Source organism: Acidocella sp. C78 (assembly GCF_907164655.1).
Map to the genome: position 1 here is coordinate 155,366 of NZ_CAJQZK010000002.1, position 21,112 is coordinate 176,477.

General features: G+C 64.6%; 19 protein-coding genes and 1 pseudogene. 10 read left to right on the forward strand and 10 right to left on the reverse strand.

Annotated elements, in window-relative coordinates; all coding sequences use genetic code 11:
* Positions 1 to 36 precede the first annotated feature (36 nt).
* Positions 37 to 1,263: a hypothetical protein gene (locus ACIDOCELLA78_RS99585; protein ID WP_201727794.1), complete on the reverse strand. Its 1,227-nt coding sequence runs from the start codon at positions 1,261 to 1,263 to the stop codon at positions 37 to 39.
* A 515-nt stretch (positions 1,264 to 1,778) separates the two neighbouring features.
* On the opposite strand from ACIDOCELLA78_RS99585, the gene ACIDOCELLA78_RS99590 reads away from it, so the two are divergent.
* The 7 genes from ACIDOCELLA78_RS99590 (at position 1,779) to ACIDOCELLA78_RS99620 (ending at position 7,047) form a co-directional block, all read left to right on the forward strand.
* Positions 1,779 to 2,900 carry a sigma-54-dependent Fis family transcriptional regulator gene (locus ACIDOCELLA78_RS99590; RefSeq protein WP_249675068.1) on the forward strand — a complete coding sequence of 374 codons (1,122 nt, stop codon included), beginning with the start codon at positions 1,779 to 1,781 and terminating at the stop codon, positions 2,898 to 2,900.
* Positions 2,901 to 3,151: 251 nt separating this feature from the next.
* Positions 3,152 to 4,144, forward strand: a complete 993-nt coding sequence (locus ACIDOCELLA78_RS99595) for a hypothetical protein (protein WP_201727795.1) — start codon at positions 3,152 to 3,154, stop codon at positions 4,142 to 4,144.
* Between the two features lie 66 nt (positions 4,145 to 4,210).
* A complete protein-coding gene (locus tag ACIDOCELLA78_RS99600; RefSeq protein ID WP_201727796.1) occupies positions 4,211 to 4,531 on the forward strand; it encodes a hypothetical protein in 321 nt (106 codons plus the stop codon).
* A gap of 23 nt (positions 4,532 to 4,554) precedes the next feature.
* Positions 4,555 to 5,271, forward strand: coding sequence for a C39 family peptidase (locus tag ACIDOCELLA78_RS99605; protein WP_201727797.1), 717 nt, complete (start codon positions 4,555 to 4,557; stop codon positions 5,269 to 5,271).
* A 28-nt stretch (positions 5,272 to 5,299) separates the two neighbouring features.
* Positions 5,300 to 6,016: a hypothetical protein gene (locus tag ACIDOCELLA78_RS99610; RefSeq protein ID WP_214006269.1), complete on the forward strand. Its 717-nt coding sequence runs from the start codon at positions 5,300 to 5,302 to the stop codon at positions 6,014 to 6,016.
* A 14-nt stretch (positions 6,017 to 6,030) separates the two neighbouring features.
* Positions 6,031 to 6,414 (forward strand): hypothetical protein, encoded by a 384-nt coding sequence (locus ACIDOCELLA78_RS99615; RefSeq protein WP_201727799.1) that lies wholly within the window; start codon positions 6,031 to 6,033, stop codon positions 6,412 to 6,414.
* A 153-nt stretch (positions 6,415 to 6,567) separates the two neighbouring features.
* Positions 6,568 to 7,047 carry a hypothetical protein gene (locus ACIDOCELLA78_RS99620; protein ID WP_201727800.1) on the forward strand — a complete coding sequence of 160 codons (480 nt, stop codon included), beginning with the start codon at positions 6,568 to 6,570 and terminating at the stop codon, positions 7,045 to 7,047.
* A gap of 181 nt (positions 7,048 to 7,228) precedes the next feature.
* On the opposite strand, the gene ACIDOCELLA78_RS99625 is transcribed toward ACIDOCELLA78_RS99620, so the two are convergent.
* Positions 7,229 to 8,701 (reverse strand): hypothetical protein, encoded by a 1,473-nt coding sequence (locus ACIDOCELLA78_RS99625; protein WP_201727801.1) that lies wholly within the window; start codon positions 8,699 to 8,701, stop codon positions 7,229 to 7,231.
* A gap of 377 nt (positions 8,702 to 9,078) precedes the next feature.
* Here ACIDOCELLA78_RS99625 and ACIDOCELLA78_RS99630 point away from each other — a divergent pair, with 377 nt between their 5' ends.
* A complete protein-coding gene (locus ACIDOCELLA78_RS99630) occupies positions 9,079 to 10,275 on the forward strand; it encodes an ROK family transcriptional regulator (RefSeq protein WP_201727802.1) in 1,197 nt (398 codons plus the stop codon).
* A gap of 102 nt (positions 10,276 to 10,377) precedes the next feature.
* On the opposite strand, the gene ACIDOCELLA78_RS99635 is transcribed toward ACIDOCELLA78_RS99630, so the two are convergent.
* The 6 genes from ACIDOCELLA78_RS99635 to hpnA form a co-directional block, all read right to left on the reverse strand.
* Positions 10,378 to 11,412 (reverse strand): IS630 family transposase, encoded by a 1,035-nt coding sequence (locus ACIDOCELLA78_RS99635; protein ID WP_201727480.1) that lies wholly within the window; start codon positions 11,410 to 11,412, stop codon positions 10,378 to 10,380.
* Positions 11,413 to 11,729: 317 nt separating this feature from the next.
* Positions 11,730 to 12,962, reverse strand: a complete 1,233-nt coding sequence (hpnE, locus tag ACIDOCELLA78_RS99640; RefSeq protein WP_201727803.1) for a hydroxysqualene dehydroxylase HpnE — start codon at positions 12,960 to 12,962, stop codon at positions 11,730 to 11,732.
* Positions 12,959 to 13,825 carry a presqualene diphosphate synthase HpnD gene (gene hpnD / locus ACIDOCELLA78_RS99645; RefSeq protein WP_249675071.1) on the reverse strand — a complete coding sequence of 289 codons (867 nt, stop codon included), beginning with the start codon at positions 13,823 to 13,825 and terminating at the stop codon, positions 12,959 to 12,961. The genes hpnE and hpnD overlap by 4 nt, the downstream gene beginning before the upstream one ends.
* 19 nt (positions 13,826 to 13,844) lie before the next feature.
* Positions 13,845 to 14,681, reverse strand: a complete 837-nt coding sequence (hpnC, locus tag ACIDOCELLA78_RS99650; RefSeq protein ID WP_201727805.1) for a squalene synthase HpnC — start codon at positions 14,679 to 14,681, stop codon at positions 13,845 to 13,847.
* Complete coding sequence (locus ACIDOCELLA78_RS99655) at positions 14,678 to 15,805, reverse strand: glycosyltransferase (protein ID WP_201727806.1); 1,128 nt, start codon at positions 15,803 to 15,805, stop codon at positions 14,678 to 14,680. The genes hpnC and ACIDOCELLA78_RS99655 overlap by 4 nt, the downstream gene beginning before the upstream one ends.
* Positions 15,802 to 16,875, reverse strand: a complete 1,074-nt coding sequence (gene hpnA / locus ACIDOCELLA78_RS99660) for a hopanoid-associated sugar epimerase (protein WP_374223219.1) — start codon at positions 16,873 to 16,875, stop codon at positions 15,802 to 15,804. Before hpnA ends, ACIDOCELLA78_RS99655 begins: the two co-directional genes overlap by 4 nt.
* 237 nt (positions 16,876 to 17,112) lie before the next feature.
* Between hpnA and ACIDOCELLA78_RS99665 the strand changes: the two genes are divergently transcribed.
* On the forward strand, positions 17,113 to 18,105 hold the full coding sequence (locus ACIDOCELLA78_RS99665) for a lysylphosphatidylglycerol synthase domain-containing protein (protein WP_201727808.1): 993 nt from the start codon (positions 17,113 to 17,115) through the stop codon (positions 18,103 to 18,105).
* A 70-nt stretch (positions 18,106 to 18,175) separates the two neighbouring features.
* Entirely contained in the window at positions 18,176 to 18,382 is a 207-nt protein-coding gene (locus ACIDOCELLA78_RS99670; protein WP_249675073.1) for a GlsB/YeaQ/YmgE family stress response membrane protein, read from the forward strand.
* A gap of 264 nt (positions 18,383 to 18,646) precedes the next feature.
* Here the strand turns inward: ACIDOCELLA78_RS99670 and istB are convergent, their stop codons facing one another.
* Complete coding sequence (gene istB / locus ACIDOCELLA78_RS99675) at positions 18,647 to 19,393, reverse strand: IS21-like element helper ATPase IstB (protein ID WP_201727488.1); 747 nt, start codon at positions 19,391 to 19,393, stop codon at positions 18,647 to 18,649.
* Between the two features lie 17 nt (positions 19,394 to 19,410).
* Positions 19,411 to 20,936, reverse strand: a pseudogene (gene istA, locus ACIDOCELLA78_RS99680) (IS21 family transposase).
* Between the last annotated feature and the right edge of the window lie 176 nt (positions 20,937 to 21,112).

Below are 21,112 nucleotides of genomic sequence, written 5' to 3' on the forward strand. Positions count from 1 at the left end.
TCAATCCGATCGGATGATGCTCTAGCCATGCGCCCCTTACGGGCGGATCGACGCGACCGACACGCTGTTCTGCACGATCGAGTTCGCTCCGGCATTCTGGGCAGCCATCAGAATACCGCTCGTCCCGTTATAGCTCTGGCCCATCGACACCGCGTTCGTCTGCCCGATCGAAGAGGCATAGTTTCCGCTGAGCGATGCCTGATTGAACGATGAAGCCGCAGCCAGGGCCAGTGCGCTGGCAGGGGCAACCCGCGCGCTGATTGCCGTGACCGCAGCGGCGTTCTGCACGACCGCGTTCGACCCGGTATTCTGGGCGAGACCAAGCACGCCGGTCGAATGATCCATGCTGCTCTGCACGGTCGAGGTTGTCGGGGTGTCGATGCTGTACGAGGTGTTTTGCCGCGAACGCGCTGAATTCTGCGCCTTTGCCGCGGCCTCCGCCGCGCCGATCGAACCCGCGGTGTCGAGCGCTGCCACGGCTGTCGCTGTCTGGACCGTGCTGTTGGCGCCACCGTTCTGGTTGATGGTGAAGATGCCGACATCATTGTTGAACGACTGGTTGACGGTGGCGAAGGGATCGCTCCCCTGCGCGGTCAGGCCGAAACTGGCCGGCGTACCACTTCCCGTTCCGCCGCCGGTCCCGCCGCTGGTCCCCGATCCGGTTCCGCCGCCGGTCCCGCCGCTGGTCCCCGATCCGGTTCCGCCGCCGGTGCCGCCGCTGGTCCCCGATCCGGTTCCGCCGCCGGTGCCGCCGCTGGTCCCCGATCCGGTTCCGCCGCCGGTCCCGCCGCTGGTCCCCGATCCGGTTCCGCCGCCGGTCCCACCGCTGGTCCCGCCGTTACTCCCCGATCCGCCATTATTGCCGGGCTGTCCGCCGGAGGATGCCGGGCTTGCCTGACCGTATCCGGGGTAATCATGATTCCCGGCTGAAATCGCCATGTTGCTGGCCGCGCCGATCACCACCCCGCGTCTGCCAATCCCGGGGCCGATGCAGAGCCCGCAGGAGGAGATGTATGCGACCGAGACGGAGTTCTGCAGGACGCTGTTCGCGCCGGCATTCTGGCTGCTGGTTCCAATCCCGGCGCTCTCGTCGAACGATCGGTTCGACACGGCAGAGGCGATGAAATGCCACTGTCCGGCGATATTGACGCCGCCATCATTCGAAAAATTCCGAATCGAGCGCGCATTATTCTGAGCAGCGGCAAGATTTATATAGCTCTCGATGGACTGATTCCCAGCGCGCGCCGCCACGCTGAAAATCAAAGCCGATGATACTCCAAATATAATTCTTGTTTTTTGTTTCATTGTTCGCCTCGCCTTGTCTTGTCCTGCCAGTGGCAGGCTCGGATAAAAATTGAGATTGCTATTCTAAATTTTCATTAAGCAATTTTAGTGCCATTCCAATTTTCTCACAGAGTACTGATTTAAAACAATTTTCATGATTTTGTCCGATCTGTCGCGGTGCTCAGCATTGCCGCCTTCGACAGTCTTGCGGCGTCACCTCAACGTCACACAACCAAGAATTGTATGATTTCCGGAATATTTTCCTTAAGTTATATTCCGATAAACGATATACAAATACATGAAAATTCTACTAAAAGTTATTTCATGATTTGTAACACACGTATAAAATGTGTTGCGTAATGGGTTACGGTTAATTATTAAGATTTCCGCGTGATAAACATAAAATTTGGGACCGGAGAATCTTTTTAATGATACGTTCGGGATGCTCTGAGAGACTTCCGGTCAGCGCCTATCGCGGCTCATACGCTTCCGGCGTGGTCGGCCGAAGCGATGCACAAAGAGATGTCGATGAGGCCAAGATTGCTGCGGTACTCCGCTCCGGTTCGGAGCGGTGCATCGTCGGTGACAGCCCGCAAATCCGCACGATCTTCAACCTGATCCGCAAATATGCGGCGAGCGATGCGCCGGTCCTGATCACGGGTGAAACCGGAACGGGCAAGGAACTCATCGCCCATGCGATTCACGATCGTTCGCCGCGTGCGCGGGGCCCGTTTCGTGTGATCAACTGCGCCGCCATTCCGCCGACGCTGATCGCCTCGGAATTGTTCGGCTATGAAAAAGGCGCGTTCACCGGCGCGGCGACCCGCAAGAAAGGCATCATCGAGGCCGCGCAGGGCGGCACGCTGTTTCTGGACGAGGTCGGTCATCTGCCGGCGGACATGCAGGGATACCTGCTGCGGGTCCTGCAGGAAAAGACCATCCAGCTGGTTGGCGGCGTCGACCAGATTCCGGTCGATGTGCGGATCGTTTCGGCAACGAATGTCGATTTCACCAGCCTGATCGATGCCGGAACGTTCCGAAGCGATCTGTTCTTCCGCCTCAAGGTGCTGACCATCCACAGCCCGCCGCTGCGGGAACGTGGGCATGACATTCTGACCCTTGCCCTGTTTTTCCTGCGCAAATTCGCCGGCGAGATGGGGCGGGGCGAGATGAATTTCACCGAGGCGGCGCAGCGGCGCCTGCTGTCCTACGGCTGGCCGGGCAATATCCGCGAGTTGATGGCGGTGGTTCAGCGGGCGGTCGTCGTTTGTGACGACGACACGATCGATGCGGGCGATCTCGAAGACGGGTTTGTGCCGGAACTGGTGCCTTCACCTCCGGCGGTGCAGCCGGCGCCGCGTCCGGCGAACGACACGGTGCGGCGGCCGCGGACCGAGCGGCGTCGCTCCGCCGCCGAGCGCCGCGGAGAGCTGGTCGACATGATCCGCCAGTGCGGCGGCAACCTGACCGAAGCGGCGGAAAATCTCGGCATTTCGCGGATGACGATCTATCGCCTGATCGAGCGGTTCAAGCTCGACCAGATGATCCAGGATATTCGTAACGAATGCCGCGAAGAGGATCGCGAATGTTACGCCGAGCAGACGGCGAAAACGTAACGCAATACGTCACATGAAATCATAAATAATTGTATTCGATATTTTTAATACTTCCAGAAATCATAAAATCATTGAAAACAAACAATATAATAAAACCAAATCCAGTTGGCATGCCAATTGCTTAACAAGATGCACAGACAGATTTGAAAAACATCAGTCTGTAATGAATGAAACAAGGGCTTCGTCAAAGGAAATGGCGCAGCCAACCCTTAGGGAAGTGGAGATTTATTGTCATGCGTAAAGTTCTTCTGATGGGCGCGGCCCTTTCCATCCTCGCGGTGACTCCGGTTATTGCTTTCGCCCGTAACGGCGATGACGGTGGGTCGCATCAGGGTAAGCACAACAACCATTCGCCGGCGCCGATCACTTTCGACGCGTTCGTTGCCTGGGCCTCTGCGGCCAATAGCGGCACTGTCGCCGGCAACGAAGCGAACATGGGCCGCCAGACCAACAGCGCCAGCCTGACCAATTCCTACAATTCGGGCGCCAAGGGCGTTTCGAACCAGGCGCAGAATGCCGGCGCCAACAGCCAGCTGCAGAACTCCCTGGCGCTCGCCTATGTCCACAACCCGAAGGGCAAGAGCTACACGGTCGGCCTCGGTCTCGCGGTTGCCGGTGCGGGCAATTATGGCGGCGTGATGGGCAACGAGGATGAGATCGGCCCGCGCAGCTCCTGGGACCGTGACGATGGCAGCGTGACCCAGACCGCCACGGTCGGCAACTCCTACGAGGGCTTCAATGGTGTCGCCCAGCTGAACCAGAACGCCGGCAACAACAGCCTGCTGCAGAACTCGGCGGCCGTTGCGGCGGTCAACCCGGTAAGCGGCACCGCCTTGACCCTCGCCGGTTCGCTCGCCGATGCGGACAATCAGGGTGCCGTCGCCGGCAACTACGCCCGTGAGCACAGCGCCAATGCCTCCTCGACCATCACCAAGTCCTTCGACCGTGTGAACGGCGTGGTCAACGTGAACCAGAACTCCGGCGCGAACAGCCTGATGCAGAATTCGGCCGCGATCGGAACGGTCAAGCTGGTTGCGGCGAGCTCCGACGCCCTCGCCGGCGCTGTCGCCAACGCCAACACGAATGGCGGCGTCTACTGCAATACCGCGAACCTCGCCAACGGTTCGGCCAAGGTGAGCATGGACAGCTCGTTCAACGGTGCGCAGGGCGTGCTGCAGGCCTCGCAGAATACGGGCGCCAACAGCCTGATCCAGAACTCGGTTTCCGTGGCTGCGGTCCGCTAACGCCGCGTGTGAGCCTGGCGTGCACATCCTCGCGATGTGCACGCATTCTCCTGAGGAGCGGCCTTCATGCCAAAAAAGATCCCAGCCACCTACATCCTCGCGCTGTCAATCATCGCGGTCCCGGTTGCCGGATATGCAGCCGGTGGCGGCAATCCGTTCGGCACGCCGGTTTCCGCCTCCGCCCTTGCCGCATCTCACGGGCGCGACATTCCGATGAGCAAGCTGAAGGCAACGTCCTTCGGCAATTCGGCATCCGGCACCACCGGCGCGATATCGAACAGCAACTCGATTTCCGGGAACGAGGGGCTGACCACGGTCATCCAGAACACCGGTAGCAATGCGCTGTTCCAGACCTCGACGGTCGTGAACATCACGCTCAACCACTAAGCCGCGATCGGGGGCGAGGCGCGATGTTCGGGTCGGTTTTCAGATTTGGCAGAGCCATCGCCCTGGTTGTGGCGGCCTGTCTCGCCTCCACCCAGGCCCGGGCCGATGTCTTGCAGTTCGCCTTGCCCAACACCGCGATCAGCGGCGCCTATATGCACGTGCGCAGCTGGCAGGATATGAAATTCACCAGCACGGTCCATCAGAAATATGATTTTTCCTGCGGCTCCGCGGCGCTGGCGACGCTTCTGACCTATGTCTATCACGTGCCGGTCAGCGAGGAGACGGTTTTCAAAAGCATGTACCGGCATGGCGACGAGGCAAAGATCCGCCGGCTTGGCTTTTCCCTGCTCGACATGAAGAACTATCTTGCCCGGCATCACATCCCGTCGAACGGGTTCAAGGCCAGCCTCGCGAAGCTGAGCGAGGTTCGGGTGCCGGCGATCGTCCTCATAGATTATCACGGGTATCATCATTTTGTTCTCGTCCGCGGCGTGCGCGATGGCGAGGTGCTGCTCTCCGATCCCAGCCTCGGCCTGAGGGCCGAGCCGGTTGCCACCTTCGCGAAGCAGTGGAGCGGCATTTTTTTCGCGATCACGTCAGATCTGCCGCAGGCGCGGCTCGCCTTCAACAATCCGGCGGTCTGGAACGCCGTGCCGCAGCCGCCGGTGTCTCTGGCTCACTTCCAGCTTCGCGATCTCGGACTGCCGGCCAATGGCTGGCAGCTGCAAAACACGTTTTAGGGAAATGGTGCGCGTCATGTCACGCTCGATGCTGATCATGCTTCTGGGTACCGCCAGCGTCCTGCCTCTCTCGATCGGCCGGGCTTCGGCCGCGGCCAGTCCGCCCGGCGGGGGATCGCCGGGCTTTGCCGTTTCCGCCGGCGCGGGCGGCTTTGCCTCACATGGCTTGCCGATTGTGCCGGATGCGATACTTGCCCGGATGCGCGGCGGATTTTCGCTGCCCAATGATCGCGGCATCGGCATCGATTTCGGCTTCTCGATCCAGACGCTCGTCAACGGGCAGGCCGTGCAGAACCTGTCAGGCGACATCAGCCATCTGACCCAGCAGATTTCCCCCGCCTTCCGCTCGACTTCACCCGATATGGTGAGCGGCGTCCTGAATGGGCAGGGATACACGTCCACCTCCCAGACTCCGCAGAGGGTCTCATCGTTCGGCGATGTCATTAATACGGCCAAACCTGCAGGCGTCATCAACAAGCAGAGTTCGACGCCCACGGGCACGACCTTCACAAGCTTCGTTCCGCCGGCGGGTGGTAATGGCGGTGGCGTCTCGGGTAACCAGCTCTACACGATGATCGCCAATACCGTCGGTTCTTCGGGAATGTCGACGCTGATCCAGAACCCGGTGAATGGCCAGATCATCCAGCAGACCCGCACGCTGAACATCGACATCAGCGGAATGCAGACCCAGCTTCTGAATGCCGCCCAGGCCAACCATGTAATGCAGGCCATGCTGCCACGGTGAGATGGAACCCGCTCATGCAAAAAATGCACGGAGGCTTCGGGCCTCTTCCTGGAAAATCCGCACTGGTGCGATCTCTTCGCTTCTGGCTCGGCGTGGCGGTAGCCGCCAGCGCCCTCGCCCCCGGACTTGCAAGAGCGCAGGGCGCGGAGCGCGCCGTGCGGTCTGGCGGCCATGTCGAATTGGTGACCATCCAGAAGATCGGTCTGCCCCTCTCGCCGCTATCGGTTCAACAGATGTCCTCGGCCACCGCCCAGGGCATCCCATCAGTTGCCCCCTCGCTCTCCGCGCAATCGAAGGGAGGCAATGGCGTTCTGCTCTGGGATGAAGTGGTACCTGGCCGGATATCGGCGCCCAATCCCATATCGGATGGCAATGTGAGCCTGAATATTGTTCACTGAAGCCCGGCGCCGCGGCCGATGCGAGACCTGGCCGGTATGTCCGCAACTCGACGATAACCTGCCGGATCGGATAGCAGCATGAGAGTGAAGTCGATGCGGGCGGAACGGAACCGTTCTGCTTTTGCGCCGGGGCGAGCGCGAGGCTTGCGGCATTTGGCGTGGCTGATCCCCGCCCTGGCTCTGGGCGGCTGCATGTCGAGTCATGGCCTGCAAACGGGCGCGCAGCCTGCCTCCGGAAGTGCCGCGGCGTCCGCCAGCGCGGTGGCACCGGCCGCCGGCCCCGGCCTTGGGACCGGCTATTCGAATTACGGCCAGCCGCTGACCAAGATCGGCTTCCTGCATCTGACCCTGGGCAACACGCTGTATCGCCCGCTTGCGGATGGCGGGCGGACCTCGATCTATGTTGCGCCGGGCGGCCAACTCACCATGCGCGTGGTCAGTCCCGAGGGGCACGTCGTCGATGAGACTGGCATCCAGTCGGTCAATCCGAAGGATGCATGCTGGAGCCTGAAGGGCAAGCAGCAGCCCTTGTGTTTCCGTCCTTACTGGAACGGCCGCCTGATGACGCTGCTCTTCGTCGGCGCGAATGTGCTGCCGGCGCAGTTTCTGGTGGAGCGCGGCCGGCATCTTTGAAGCGCCGTCCTGGAGCCTCGCCCGATCGGAGGGACTTCTCTGATCGGCTAATTGTTGTGCCTCATCCTCCTGCAACCGGCCTGCGTCCGGGCCTGTCTGATCCGGCATTGGCATTGCCGAGCCGTGCAAAAGAAAACGCGCCCGGGCCATTGACCCGGGCGCGTCGTTTTGGCCGGAAACCTCAGAAATTATATTCGAGGTAGAAGCGGCTGCTGAAGTAAGGGTTGTTGTAATGCGCGGTACCGGTATAGCCCGCCCGGTTTTCCGCAACGGTCACGTCCGTGTCTTCCGCCACCGAAAGCCCCTTGAGGATCGAGGACAGATCGTATGACGCATTCGCGTCGAGCGCCCAGAGCTGCTGGTTCGGAATGTAGTTGGCATTCGGGAAGCTGTAGGGGCCCGCATAGCTCGTGTAGTTTTGCGCATCCCCGCCATAGCCGTAGCGAACGAGATACCGCACATAAGTCACGCCCACCTTCAGCTTCTTGTTGAGGAAGTCGTAGTTGGACGTGATGCCGTACGCATAGCCCGGCCCGAGATTCGGAACGCCGTTCTGCATCGTGTCGGTGAAGCTGGTCCCGGTATTGTCGTTATAGGGGTGCAGCACGCCGCCGTGATGGAACGAGTTGTATTCGGTCGGAGCATAGTTGCCGATGAGCGCGATGCTGCCGTCGCCGAACGAGTAGCCAAGCTTGGCGCCGTACAGATGCGCATTGATCGAGTTCGAGCTGTTGCTGGTGAAAGCCTCGATCCGCGACGCATTGCCGGCCGAGTTGCCCTCGGTCAGCCCCTGCACCGAGCCGAAGATGGCCTGGCCGTTGGCGAGCGGCTGCACGAGATCGACCTGGCCATAAAGGAGCTGCGCGTACTGGTAGAAATCGTAATACCACGCCTGCGCCGTCAGCTGGGTCGAGCCGACATTGCCGTGATACCGCGCGCCGATCGCGATGAAGCCGTTGGTCGGCTTGGTGCCGGAATAGCGGTTGTTGGCAACGAAGGAGCTTGCATAGCGGCTTTCATAGGTGAACATCCGCGTCATGAAGACGCTGAACGCCGCCGGATTGCCATCGAGGCTGAGCGCGCCGGCATCGACCTTGTTCGAACCGTCGCCGAGCACGTTCACAACGCCGGCAACGCCCATGAAGGCGCGCGGGTTGAACGTGTAGTAATCCTGGTTGGCATACGGCGTCTGGATCAGCTGACGGCCGAAGCGGATTTCCACTTTCGGCGTCTGATACTGCAGATACGCCTGCCGGAACGACTGGATGCCGTAATGCGAACCGGTGAGTTCGCCATCGTAGTGAACTTTGTCACCGGCGTTGTTCTTGCTGTAGAGGCCGAGCGACTGTGCGGTATACCCGCCGAGGCCGACGCTGAACCCGTCGAACGAGCCGGTATGGGCGATCAGATGGCCGCCGATCGCGAAGGAGTGCGTGCTCTTCGTCGAGTGACCGTTGTTGCCATAGTCGAAGTGGATCGCGCCGACCATGCCCTGGAACGTGGTCTGCCGCAGCGCGTCGCCCAGGCTTTGCGCGTGCGCCAGCGGAGCGAGGCCGAAAAGGCTGATCACGCCCGCGGCGCATGCGGCGTGGCGCAGCTTCCGCGTCGCGGACCGGGCCGGGGCGCTGCCCGCCTGGTTGCCGATGTTTCGCATTATGGTTGAACCTCCATGTTGAAAGATTTTTTTGTTGGCGAAATCCGCGCCATGCGCGCGGATCCAGCCCGCCGCTTCGCCATCTGCGGCGGGTGGACAGAGGCGATGGCCGCGCCAGGCCATGCCGCGTGGAAAGCGCGCCGGGCTTGTGCCGCGCGCGGGTGTCCGCAAACCCGATGCTGTCGTTCAGTTGCCGCAACCGGCATCGTTTCGTCCCCGTCTGTTCTTCGTGCGGTGCGCTCTGCATCTCGCTTGCACGAATTATTTTTACTCTTTAAGAAACCAGTAGAGAGGAGCGTTTTCAATGTCAAGAAAGATTCATGGCGTCGGTTTCGCGGCCGGCAGGGCGCGATGATCCGGCCGCCGGGGGAGGGGAAATGACCCGGGCGCGCGTCAATTCGGCACTGGTCCGGCGGATCAATTCGGCGCGGCTGTTCCACATGATCCGCCAGAATCCGGGCATCTCGCAGCAGAAGCTCTCGCAGATTTCGGGGATCGATCCCGCGACCATCTCGATCATCATCAGCAATCTCGAATCGGGCGGGATCGTCCGCCGCGATACCGAGGCGCCGACCGGCCGCGCCGGTCGGCCGACCACCGCGCTCAGTCTCGATCCGCGCGCCGGCTATCTGGCCGGCATCGGCGTCGAGCCCGATGCCATCCGCATCCTGATCTCCACGATCGATGGCGCCGCCTGCACCGATCTCGTCGTGCCGGGCAGCACCTCCCCCGAGGATGCGATCGCCGCCGTGCGCGCCGGCATAACCGCCGCCCTGCGCGCGCTCCGGGCCCCGCGCAGCATGCTGCTCGCGGTCGGCGTCGCGGTGCCTGCGCTCGTCACCACCGGCGGCCGCGTCGTCTTCGCGCCGAATATCGGCTGGCGGGATCTCGACCTGGCCGGCACGCTCACCGCGCGGATGAAAGTTCCCGTCCGCGTCGAGAACGACGTGAAGGCCGCAGCCCTTGCCGAGCATCTGTTCGGCGCCAGTCGCGACATTGCCGATTTCATCTATGTCATGGGCCGGTCCGGCATCGGCGGCGGGCTCTATCTGATGGGCGAGCTTTATCGCGGCCCGCACGGGCTCGCCGGCGAAATCGGCCACATGAAGATCGTCCCGGGCGGGCGCCCGTGCGGCTGTGGCGCGCGCGGCTGCTTCGAGGCCTATGTTTCCGAACGCGCGATCCTGGGCGATCTTGCCGCCCGCGGCCACCGCGCTTGCGATGTTGCGGCCGCGCGCGAAGCCTGCGAGGCCGGCGATGCGGTGGCGCGGTCGGTGATGGCCGAAGCCGGCCGTCATCTCGGCCTCGGCCTTGCGAACCTGATCAATATCATCAGCCCGCGCCGCATCGTGCTCGGCGGCAGCCTCGCGCAACTCGCGCCGTTCCTGCTGCCCGCGGCGATGGAAACGCTGGAAGCCAATGCGCTCGCCGCGATCTACCGGGATGTCGAGATCGTCGTCTCCGAAATGAGCGGCATCGCCGCGTCCATGGGCGGCATCGCGCTCGCGCTCCAGCAATTCCTCGATGATCCGCCGGTTCGCCTCGATCGCGCCCGGCCCATGATCGAGTCGTGAACGATTGCCCAGACGATCAGTCATGCCGCAGGCGCGCATGCCGTTTCCCGTTGCCTCCCGATGCCGGCGCTGTTCTTGCGCGCCATGACTCTTACAAATTACTCAGCAGTCGGTAATATAGGCGACAGTTGGTGCTTTGAAGAATGATTGCACGAGACGTGGTTTGCGCTTGATGGCGGCGAGTTGGGCTTCGATTTTGTCCTGAAGCTTTTCGCCTTGGCGTAGCGGAGTCCGGGCGACGCCCGTCCGCTTCATGTGGCTCCAGACCAGTTCATCTGGGTTCAGGTCAGGGGCGTAGCCTGGCAGAAAATGCAACGTCAGCATTCCATTGGTCGACGCCACGTAGGCTTTCACCAGCGCTGTTTTGTGGGCAGGCAGCCCGTCGAGGACCAGGTGCACCGGCCTCGTGCGGTGCCGCATCATCCGGCGTAGCAGCGCTACGAACAACTCAGCATTCAGGCCGCCTTCATAAGTGCAATACCAGAACCCGCCGCGGGCTGTCACCGCCGAGGCGGCGCTGATCGATTGCCGTTGGCCCGGACGCTCGACGATCGGCGTCTGTCCCTTCACGCCCCAGGTCTTGCCATGCACGGCGTCGGCCCGAAAGCCGGACTCGTCCCAGAAAAAGACCTCGCCGCCACAGGACTTGGCCTGCCTGGCGATTTCAGGAAACCGCTCACGTCGCCATGCCTCGATCGCCTCCGGATCGCGCTGATAGGCACGCTGCAACGGCTTTTGCGGCGTCAGGCCCAGTTTCGACAGCAGTTCGCCCACAGCCGTCACACCGAGTTTGATACCAAACTTGCGCTCGATCAGTTCGGCCACAACGTGCCGGGTCCACAGCCCGAAATCCAGGCCGTATTGGCGCGGATCGCGGCCATTGATCCAACGCAACACCTGCTGCTCCTGGCGCGGCGTCAGACGCCGCGGCCGGCCGGTTGCCGGCCGTGACCGCAAGGCTTTCACCCCGACCCCAGGCTTCGATGCCGCGCTGAGCCATTTATAGATTGTTGTGCGGCTGAACCCGTATGAGGCAATCACCAAAGAGGCCGCTTCGCCCTCGCGCACCCGCTCTACAGCCATCAGCCGGATGGTTTCCAGGGTGCGATGATCAAATCTGCGACCGTCCCGTTTCATGCCAGAATTATATCATCCCCGCAAACATACGACTAGCAAAATGTCGTCTTAATTACCGACTGGTGAGTAATGTCAACCATTCCGCCTAAGTCACCGACGGTCAAGCGGAAATAACCGGATCGCGGGGCCGCCGAACTAACGAATGCCGAGTGTTGCAGATTTGCAAAGCTGTCGGCGCGCCATGAAACCGTTGCGAGATAGCATCGAAATAATGCCAAATCCCTGATTTTCCGTCTGAAACGGAATGTTGCGGCAGTGCGGTGCCAGTACGGCGTCGGCCCTGGGCTTTCGGCTTTCCTGGGACTCGAAAGTCGAGATCAGATCTCGTTTGCCGCGCTGCCGCCCGACCGGATCGCCCCTTCGATGGTCGAGGGCAGGCCCGTCGCGGTATAATCGCCGGCGAGAATCAGGTTGGCCAGAGCGGTGCGCGCTTCGGGCCGCCGGGCGAGTTGCGCGGGCGTTGCGGCAAAGGTTGCGCGCTTTTCCTTGACCACCCGATAGGGCGGGATCGTCCGCGGCAACCCGAAACCGCGCCGGAGGTCGGCCCAGACCTCGGCGGCCAGCTCGTCCGTATCCTGTCCGAGCCGGTCATTGGCGGCGCTGATGGTGACCGACACGACCTCGGATTTCTCGAACACCCATTCCGCGGTGCCGCCGATCAGCCCATAGAGCCCCGCCGGTCCGGGTTCGATTCCGGCACGGAAATGCAGGTTGATGATCGCCTCGTGCATCTGCGGCACCGTGAGCCCCGGCAGCAGCTCGGCCGCGACCCAGGGCGGCGTCGCCAGAATCACCGCATCCTCCGCACCGACGATCTCATCCACATTCGGGCCGGCCAGGCCGCTCACCCGCCCATCCGTCACCGTCAGCCCGGCCACCCGCGCGCCAAACCGCAATTCGGCGCCGTGCGTGCGCAGATAGGCGAGGGCGGGATCGACGAAGCTTTCCGAAAGCCCGACCTTCGGCATCCGCGGCATGGTCGCGGCGCCGCCGCGCGCGAGGCTCTCCCGCACCACGGCCGCCAGCGGCGCGGCGGAGGCGGCCTCCGGCTTCGTGTTGAGTGCTGCGATCGCCAGCGGTTCGAGCAGCCGGTCATACAGCGTGCCGAGCCCGCCCAGCATTCCGGCCACGAGGTCGTCCCGCCCGGCGCGCTCCAACCGCCGCAGCGCGAGATAGTCGAGCGCGCCCGTGCCCGGCACGCGCCAGCTCCGGCGCAGCACCCACCAGGGCAGCTTTCCGTGGTTGAGCCGCAGCGTCCAGGCTTCGCCCGAGGCGAGATCGATGAAGGGAAACAGCGGGCGGTCCGGCCCGGTCAGCGTGTCCTCGGCGCCGATTCGGCGCAGATAGGCCATCGTGTCGTGGTTGCCCGACAGCAGCAGGTGATTGCCGTTGTCGATGCGGCAGCCAAGAGCGGTATCGTGATAGGAACGGCAACGCCCGCCCGCCCATTTCGCCGCCTCGTGGAGCACGACCTGCCGCCCGCGCGCGGCGAGGGCGGTGGCGGCGGAGAGCCCCGCCATGCCGGCACCGATCACATGGACGCGGCTCATCGGCGCCGGTCGGTCCGGATGAGGAGCTCAGCGGCCAGGCGCAGCTTGCGCCAGGCGGGTAGGCTGGGACGCCGCTCGGGATGGGCGAACCCGGCCTCGCGCATCACGCCGAGCAGCGGCCGATAGGCGTCCGCCATCATCCGCGCCGGCAGCACCGCGCGGCGGTCGCAGCCGCGCATCGCGGCGTCGGCCTCGGCGAAATGCTGCTCCGCCAGACCGGCGATCTCGGCCATTGCCCGCTTCAGTCCCGGATCGGCCAGCAGCGTTCCCGGATCGGCGGCCGCACCTGCGGCCTCCAGCGCCTCGCGCGGCAGATAAATCCGCCCCCGCGCCGCATCCTCGCCGACATCGCGCAGGATATTGGTCAGTTGCAGGGCCCGGCCGAGATGATGCGCGACCCTGTCGCCCTGGGCCGAAACCTCGCCGAACACCCTGATCGACAGCCGCCCCACCGCCGAGGCCACGCGGTCGCAATAAAGATCGAGCACGGCCATGTCGGGTGCGATGATCGGCGCGCCGGCATCCATCTCCATCCCGTCGATGATCGCGTGGAAATCCTCCCGCCGCAGCGCGTAGCGCAGCGAGGCATCGCGCAGCAGGCGGGTGACCGCGTCATCGCCGCCCTCGGGCAGCGCGTCGATCCGCCGGCGCCAGGCATCGAGCCCGTCGCGCTTCGCCGCGAGCGGCGCCTCCTCGTCGGCGATGTCGTCCACCACCCGGCAAAACGTATAGATCGCGTACATCGCGGTGCGGCGCGGCGCCGGCAGCACGCTCATGCCGCGATAGAACGAGGTGCCGGCGGCACGGGTGGCGGCGGCCACGGCGGCGGCATCCTCGGCGAAGCGGGTGGTGCTGGTCGTCATGAACATCACAGCAGCAACATCACACAAGCCTGGCCAGCCCGGCGAGTACGGCGCCCGCGGCATCGCGCCGGCGCAGCTTCACCCGCCCGGCCAGCGGGTCCTCGGTCAACAGCCGGCGATGCAGCCGGCGGGCAAGGCCGACGATGATCGCCGTCTCAACCCGCAAGCCGCGCGCAACCACGAAGCCTGGCAGATGCGCCGCCGTCGCGTTCAGTTCCGCCGTTTTTTTCAGCATCGCATCGAACACCGAGCGCAGCGCCGCCGGCGTCGTTGCGGCGGTGACGGCATCCGCCGCGAGGCCAACCGCCTGCAACCAGTCACCGGGGATGTATGACCGGTCGAGGGCGTTGAAATCCTTCGCGCAATCCTGCAGGTGATTGAGCACCTGCAGGCTGGCGCACAGCGCGTCGGAGGCCGGCCAGCTCTGGCGGCTCTCGCCGTGCAGGTCGAGCACGTAGCGCCCGACAGGTGCCGCCGAATAGCGGCAATATTGCATCAGCTCGTCCCAGCTCGCATAGCGCGTCTTGGTCGCATCCTGCCGGAACGCGATGAGCAATTCACGGGCATGGACGGAATCGACCTTCGTCGCCGCCAGGCTCTCGCGCAGCCGCGCCGCCGAGGGGGAGCGCGCCGGATCATCGCCATCCAGCACCGCCTCCATCGCGTCGAGCCGGGCGATCTTTTCGGCCGGTGCCAGATCGGGATGATCGGCGATGTCGTCGGCATTGCGCGCGAAGGCGTAATAGGCATGCACATGCCGGCGCAGCCCGGCGCGGATCAGCCAGGAGCCGACCGGAAAATTCTCGTCGCCCCGGTCCTTGCCCGAGGCCTGCTCGATGCTCGCGGCTTCACTCATGCGCCGGCACCGTAATCGCGGTTCTTCCAGGCCGCACCTGTGCCCCGCCAGTATCGCAGGGCCGAGGCCAACGTCGCCTCCATGTAGACCAGCGCGATCAGCGGCAGTGCCAGCGCCCAGTACCAGCCGCGGCCGTAGCGCCGCAGCGTCGGCTGGTAGCTGAGCACCGCGAGCAGCGAGGCGATCAGCCCGCACAGCGCAGCACCCTCGTCGCCGAAGACAAGGGCGATCGGCGGCACAAGCCAGACAATCGCAAGACCCACCAGCGTCAAGGCGAGCAGCAGCCCAGAATAGCGCAGCTGGGTGAAGGCGGTGCGGGAGATCATCGCCCGGATGTCGGCAAGGTGGGGATAGGGGCGGATCGAGCGGGCGAGACCGGAATGGCCGAGGAACACGGCGCCGCCCCGCTTGACCCGGCTCGCCAGCGTCACGTCGTCGATCAGCGCGTCGCGCATCCCTGCAAGCCCGCCGGCCCGCTCCAGCGCCTCGCGCCGGATCAGCACCGTGCCGCCGGCCGCCGCGGCGGTGCCATCGAGCGGGTCGTTCACCCGCGCGAACGGGTAGAGCATCTGAAAGAAATAGACGAAGGCGGGAACCAGCGCGCGCTCGGCCGCACTCTCGCAGTTCAGCCGCACCATTTCCGAAACCATGTCCAGCCGCGCGCCGCGCTCCGGCTTCGCCAGCCGGGCCGCCAGCGTCGCCAGATGCCGCGGATCGTGAACGATATCGGCGTCGGTGAACAGCAGCACCGGCGCCGTGCCTTGTGCCACGCCCTGCTCCAGCGCCCAGAGCTTGCCCGACCAGCCGGCCGGCTTGTCGCCGCCGCGCACCAGCACGAAGCGCGGATCGCCCTCCGCGGCCCGCGCCGCGATCTCGCCGGTGCCATCGGCGCTGCCATCATCGACCAGAATGACCCGGAACGGTCCGTCATACTCCTGGGCCAGCAGCGAGCGCACGACCGCCGCGATCGTCTCCGCCTCGTCGCGCGCCGGCACCACGATGTCCACCGCAACGGGCTCGGCCGGTCGCGCTGGCGCGAGTTCCGGTCCGCTCTGCCAGAACTGTCCGTGCAGCAGGTAGAGATAGATCCAGATCAGCACCGACAGCACCGCGAGGAAGGTCATGCGGAAGCCCCGTCCGGGTCGAAGGCGAGGCTCGGCAGCTTGCCGCGCCGGCAGAAATCGGCAAGGGCATCGCGCATCGCCGCCTCCGCCGGGCGGGCGCGGTAGCCAAGTTCGCGCCGCGCCTTGTCCGAGGAATAGAACATCCTCTTGCGCGCCATGGTCAGCATGTCGCGAGTCATCAGCGGCTCGTGACCCGAGATCCGCGCCCAGGCTTCCATGATCGCGGCAATCGGCATCAGCGGGCCGATCGGCAGCTTCACCCGCGGCGGCGGCTTGCCGGCCAGCCGGGTGATCATCCGCCCGATCTCGGAGAGCATCAGGTTCTCGCCGCCGAGGATGTAGCTCTCGCCGCTCCGCCCGTGCGCCAGCGCGAGCAGATGGCCCTCGGCCACGTCATCCACATGCACGATGTTCATTCCGGTCTCGACATAGGCCGGCATGTGGCCGCGGGCCGCGTCGAGCACCATGCGGCCGGTCGGGGTCGGCTTGATGTCGCCCGGCCCGACCGGAGCGGCCGGGTTGACGATCACGATATCCAGCCCCTCGGCGACGAGATGCTTCACCGCCAGCTCTGCCTCGTATTTCGAGCGTTTGTAGGGGCCGACATGATCCTCCGCCGCATGCGGCGTCATCTCGTCGGCCGGGCTGCCATCCGCGGTCAGACCGAGCGCCGCGACGCTGCTGGTATAGACCATGCGGCCCGCCCCGGCCGCGCGCGCCGCGCGGAACAGCGCGATGGTGCCGTCGATGTTCACCGCCCGCATCGCCGCGGGATCGGGCACGTAGAGGCGATAATCCGCGGCCACATGAAACACGTGCGCGCAGCCCTCGACCGCCCGGGCAAGCGATGCGGGGTCGGTGAGATCGCCGACCACCCGTTCGCCTGGCACCTGCGCAAGGTTGCTCATGTCGCTCGACGCGCGATGCAGCAGCCGCAGCCGGAACCCCTGCCGCGAGAGCGTCCTTGCCACGGCGGCGCCGACAAAGCCGGTGGCGCCGGTCACCAGAACCGGCGCGTCTGCGGCGGGGCGGGCGGCCGTTCCGGACGGGGGAAGAGAATCGTTGCTCATGCCTGCCATAAAAAAAGCCTGCCGTGGGCATACTTGATCGGCCGCGCCGAGGCAAAGTGCCGCCCGCACCGGCAGGCGATACCGCGATCCGCCATAATCTGCTAAGGGGGCGGAATCCGGCGGTCCACGTATCGCCGCCACCTGACGATCATTGTCCCGCCGGGAGTGCGAGAAACCAGTGCTGCGATCACCGTCTGCCCAGTCTTCCACGCGGACTTCCACGCGGAGCCCGCGCGCGTGATCCGCCGGCTTGGTATCTGGCCCACGGTCTTCGGCCTTGTCGGGCTGCTGCTGTTCACCGGCACCATCGCCTGGTTCGGCTGGGACGATGTCGCGCATGCGCTCGAACGGGTGAGCCTGTCCGGGTTCATCGCCTATCTCGGGGTGCAGATGGTGATCATCGCCGGGCTGGCCCTGGCCTGGCGGCTACTGCTGCGCCGCCGCCACGGCGGCAGCTTCCTGCTGCTCTACTGGGGCCGGATGGTGCGCGATTCGGCCGGCGAGTTCCTGCCCTTCTCGCATGTCGGCGGCTTCGTGATCGGCGGCCGGGCGATCGCGCTCGGCGGCGTGGCCTTCGCCGATGCCGCCGCCTCGACCCTTGCGGACGTCACGCTGGAATTCCTCGCCGAACTCGTTTTCGTCGCCATCGGCGTGGTCCTGCTGATCGCGCTGGTGCCGCACAGCCCGCTGGTCCTGCCGATGAGCATCGGGCTCGGCGTCGCCTTCGCTGCCGGGGCGACATTCCTGCTGATGCAGAAGGGCATGAGCCGTCTGTTCCGCGGCCTCGCGATGCGGATTGCCGGCCAGTCCGCCGATTCCGCCGCGATCGGGATCGGGCGGCTGCAATCGGCGCTGGATGCGATCTATGCCCGCCGCCGCCGGCTCGTCGCCGCCTCGTCGATGCACCTGCTCTGCTGGTTCGGCACCGGCATCGCGTCCTTCGTCGCCTTCCGCGCGCTGGGGCAGAGCATCTCCCTCCGCGATGCCCTGGTGATCGAGGCGCTGCTGCACGCGATCCTCTCGACCGGCTTCTTCATCCCCGGCCGCCTCGGCGTGCAGGAGGCCGCCTACACGCTGCTCGGCGCCGTGTTCGGCATTCCGCCGGATATCGCGCTTTCGGTCTCGCTGTTGCGGCGCGCGCGCGACCTCGTCATCGCGGTGCCCGTGCTGCTCGCCTGGCAAGGGATCGAAGCGCGCCGACTGCAACCCGTCTCCGGCGAGCTGCGCTGACCGGCGGGCTTGTTCGCGCCCGCGCTGCCTCCCATGTCCTGAACCGCATCCACCAGGAGGATACCGGCCCATGCATCTGATCGGCTTCATCATTCTCGGCCTGATCGCCGGCTGGATCGCGAGCCATATCGTCGACAATGCCGGCAAGGGGCCGGTTCTCGACATGGTGCTCGGCATTGTCGGCGCGCTGGTCGGCGGGCAGATCTTCATGACGCTCGGCTTCGCCCGGGCGGCGGCTTTCTCTACAGCCTGTTCGTCTCCGTGGTCGGCGCGGTGATCGTGCTGGTGGCCTATCACGCGTTGCTGGGCCGCCGCCGACTGTAATTTTCCTGTTCAATACAATCTGAAGTTGTTATATCGTCCGCGCCATGGTGGCGCGGGACGAAAACATGGCATGCGGATTCCGGAGAATTCGCCCATGGATTCCGATTTTAATTCGCCCACGATTCCGACGTTTATTCGCCCGGGGATTCCGAGATTTATTCGCCCGGGTAGCGGTCTCTGTGGCTGTTGATTTCGTTGCTCTCCTGTTCTCGTTGGGTCAAGCGGTTTTTGGGGTTTGCTTGCGGATCTTGCGCAGGCTTTCGCCGGTGAGTTCGATGCGGTGGGCATTGTGGAGCAGACGGTCGAGAATGGCGTCGGCGTAGGTCGGATCGCCGATCAGCTCATGCCAATGCGCCGGGGGGATCTGGCTGGTGATGATGGTGGCGCGGCGGCCGTAGCGATCCTCGACGATCTCGAGCAGGTCGTGACGGGCGCCGGCGTCGAGTGGAGCAAGGCCGAAGTCGTCGAGGATCAGTAGATTGACGGCACCGAGGGTGCGGATCATCCGGCCGTGACGCCCTTCGGCGCGGGCGACCGCGAGTTCTGCGAAGAGTTTGGGGGCGCGCTGATAGAGCACGGTCCTGTCATCGCGACATGCCTTGTGACCGAGGGCACAGGCCAGCCACGATTTTCCGACCCCTGTCGGCCCGCTCAGGACGAGATTGTCGTGCGCGTCGATCCACTCACCCTGGATCAGCTTCTGGAACAGAGCCCGATCGAGGCCGCGGGCACTCCGGTAATCGACATCCTCGATTGCAGCGTCATGGCGCAGCCTGGCATGGCGCAGCCTTGTGCTCAACCGCTTGTCACGTCGGACGGTGATCTCGCGGTCGAGCAGAAGACCGAGCCATTCGGCGTGACTGAGGCTGGGGGTTTCGGGATTGGCGTGCAGCTCGGTGAACGCGCGGGCCATGCCTGCAAGACCGAGCTGGTGGATCTGATCGAGGGTCGGATGGTTCAGCATGAGGCTTCTCCTTGTCATCAGTGGAAATATCCGCCGCCCCGGATGTTGGGGTGGCGGATCGGGGTGGGATCGGGACTGGCGGTGCCGGCGGCTCGCTCCAGCCGGTTATCGAGGATGGATTTGACCGAGCCGTAGGTCAGGGTGCCGATGGTGAGCGCGCGCTCGGCCGCGGCATCGAGCCGGTCGGCGCCAACACTGCGGGCCAGGCGAAGGATGCCGATGCAGGCGCGGAACCCCTGCTCCGGATGAGGCCGGCGTTCGAGGATCAGGGTGCAGAGTGTCGCGACCGAGGGACCAAGCCGTGCGGCTTCCTGATGGATCCGTGCGATGGTCCAGTCGCCATAACGCCGGTGGCTCGAGGGCATGTGCTCGGCGATCGTCGTGTGTTTGCCGTTACCCGGCCTGCGTGCGTGCACGGCGATCCGTTCGCCACGGAGAAAGATCTCGACCGTGCGCACGGTGAACCGGGCCTCGACCTCGGCGCGGGCGTGCCGGTAGGGGACGGAGTAAAAATGCTTCTCGATCTCGACGTGATAATCGATGCCGACCCGCCGGCGCCGCCATTGCGCCAGCACATAGGGTTCGGCCGGCAGTTCCTTCAGCGCGGGACGATCGAGTGTTTCCAGCAGATGCCGTCTTGTCGCCCCCAGGCGACGGACGACCCGCTCCTCGTTCAGCCAGCGGCAGAATTCAGCGATCGCGGCATTCAGTTCGGCGAGGCCGTAAAATGCCCGGTTGCGCAGCTTGCCCAGCAGCCACCGCTCCGCCAGCAAAACCGCCACCTCGACCTTCGCCTTGTCACGCGGCCGCCGCGGCCGCGCCGGGAGAATGGCCGTGCCGTAATGGCGCGCCATATCGGTGTAGGTCCGGTTGACCTGTGGATCGTAGAGGCAGGCGCGGATGATCGCGACCCTGGCGTTGTCGGGCACCAGCAGCGCCGGCACGCCGCCAATTGCTGCCAGAGTGCGATTATGCGCCTCGATCCAGTCCGGCAGGGTCTGGGTCCAGGTCGCCTCAGCATAGGTGAAGCTCGATGCGCCGAGAACGGCGACGAAGATCTGGGCCGCACGCGTCTCGCCGGTGAGCCGGTCGATCACCACCGGCACCGTGTCGCCGGCATAATCGACGAACAGCTTCTCGCCCGATGCGTGGGTCTGGCGCATCGTCACCGGTAGCCGGGCTTCCCAGCTCCGGTAGAGCTCGCAGAACCGGCTGTAGCGATACCCATCCGGGTGCTCGGCAATATACTCGTCCCACAGGATCGACAGCGTCACGTGCTTGCGCTGCAACTCGCGGCGGATACGCCCCAGTCCGGCTCATCCACACGTCGATGCCCCGGCCGCTTGCCCACCGCGCCGTCGAACAAGCGCCTTTCCAATGCCGCTTCGGACAGCGCCAGAGCCCCTGGCCCATCGAGCCCGGCCGCCTCCAGTCGCCGCAGCGTCAAGCGCACCGTCGATGCCGCAACCCCGACCCGGATCCCCACCTGGCGGGTCGAAAGCCCCGCCATCCTCAATCTGACAATCTCGCGCACATCGCGCATCGCAATCCGCTCCACTGGCATTCATCCGCTCCCTCGATCAGCCAAAGGGAGGGAACCTGAACCAGCCAGCAGAGACCTCAAGCCAACCCGGCCAACCCCGCCCGCCTGGGCGAATAAAAGTCGGAACAGGTGGGCGAATTAATCTCGGAATAGGTGGGCGAATAATTCCCGGAATC

Bases quoted from the DNA above. Each gene is read 5' to 3' on its own strand.
- ACIDOCELLA78_RS99595 (WP_201727795.1), top strand. From the start codon at position 3,152: ATGGGCGCGGCCCTTTCCATCCTCGCGGTGACTCCGGTTATTGCTTTC.
- ACIDOCELLA78_RS99600 (WP_201727796.1), top strand. From the start codon at position 4,211: ATGCCAAAAAAGATCCCAGCCACCTACATCCTCGCGCTGTCAATCATC.
- ACIDOCELLA78_RS99605 (WP_201727797.1), top strand. From the start codon at position 4,555: ATGTTCGGGTCGGTTTTCAGATTTGGCAGAGCCATCGCCCTGGTTGTG.
- ACIDOCELLA78_RS99610 (WP_214006269.1), top strand. From the start codon at position 5,300: ATGCTGATCATGCTTCTGGGTACCGCCAGCGTCCTGCCTCTCTCGATC.
- ACIDOCELLA78_RS99615 (WP_201727799.1), top strand. From the start codon at position 6,031: ATGCAAAAAATGCACGGAGGCTTCGGGCCTCTTCCTGGAAAATCCGCA.
- ACIDOCELLA78_RS99625 (WP_201727801.1), bottom strand. From the start codon at position 8,701: ATGCGAAACATCGGCAACCAGGCGGGCAGCGCCCCGGCCCGGTCCGCG.
- ACIDOCELLA78_RS99630 (WP_201727802.1), top strand. From the start codon at position 9,079: ATGACCCGGGCGCGCGTCAATTCGGCACTGGTCCGGCGGATCAATTCG.
- ACIDOCELLA78_RS99635 (WP_201727480.1), bottom strand. From the start codon at position 11,412: ATGAAACGGGACGGTCGCAGATTTGATCATCGCACCCTGGAAACCATC.
- hpnE (WP_201727803.1), bottom strand. From the start codon at position 12,962: ATGAGCCGCGTCCATGTGATCGGTGCCGGCATGGCGGGGCTCTCCGCC.
- hpnD (WP_249675071.1), bottom strand. From the start codon at position 13,825: ATGACGACCAGCACCACCCGCTTCGCCGAGGATGCCGCCGCCGTGGCC.
- hpnC (WP_201727805.1), bottom strand. From the start codon at position 14,681: ATGAGTGAAGCCGCGAGCATCGAGCAGGCCTCGGGCAAGGACCGGGGC.
- ACIDOCELLA78_RS99655 (WP_201727806.1), bottom strand. From the start codon at position 15,805: ATGACCTTCCTCGCGGTGCTGTCGGTGCTGATCTGGATCTATCTCTAC.
- hpnA (WP_374223219.1), bottom strand. From the start codon at position 16,875: ATGAGCAACGATTCTCTTCCCCCGTCCGGAACGGCCGCCCGCCCCGCC.
- ACIDOCELLA78_RS99670 (WP_249675073.1), top strand. From the start codon at position 18,176: ATGCATCTGATCGGCTTCATCATTCTCGGCCTGATCGCCGGCTGGATC.
- istB (WP_201727488.1), bottom strand. From the start codon at position 19,393: ATGCTGAACCATCCGACCCTCGATCAGATCCACCAGCTCGGTCTTGCA.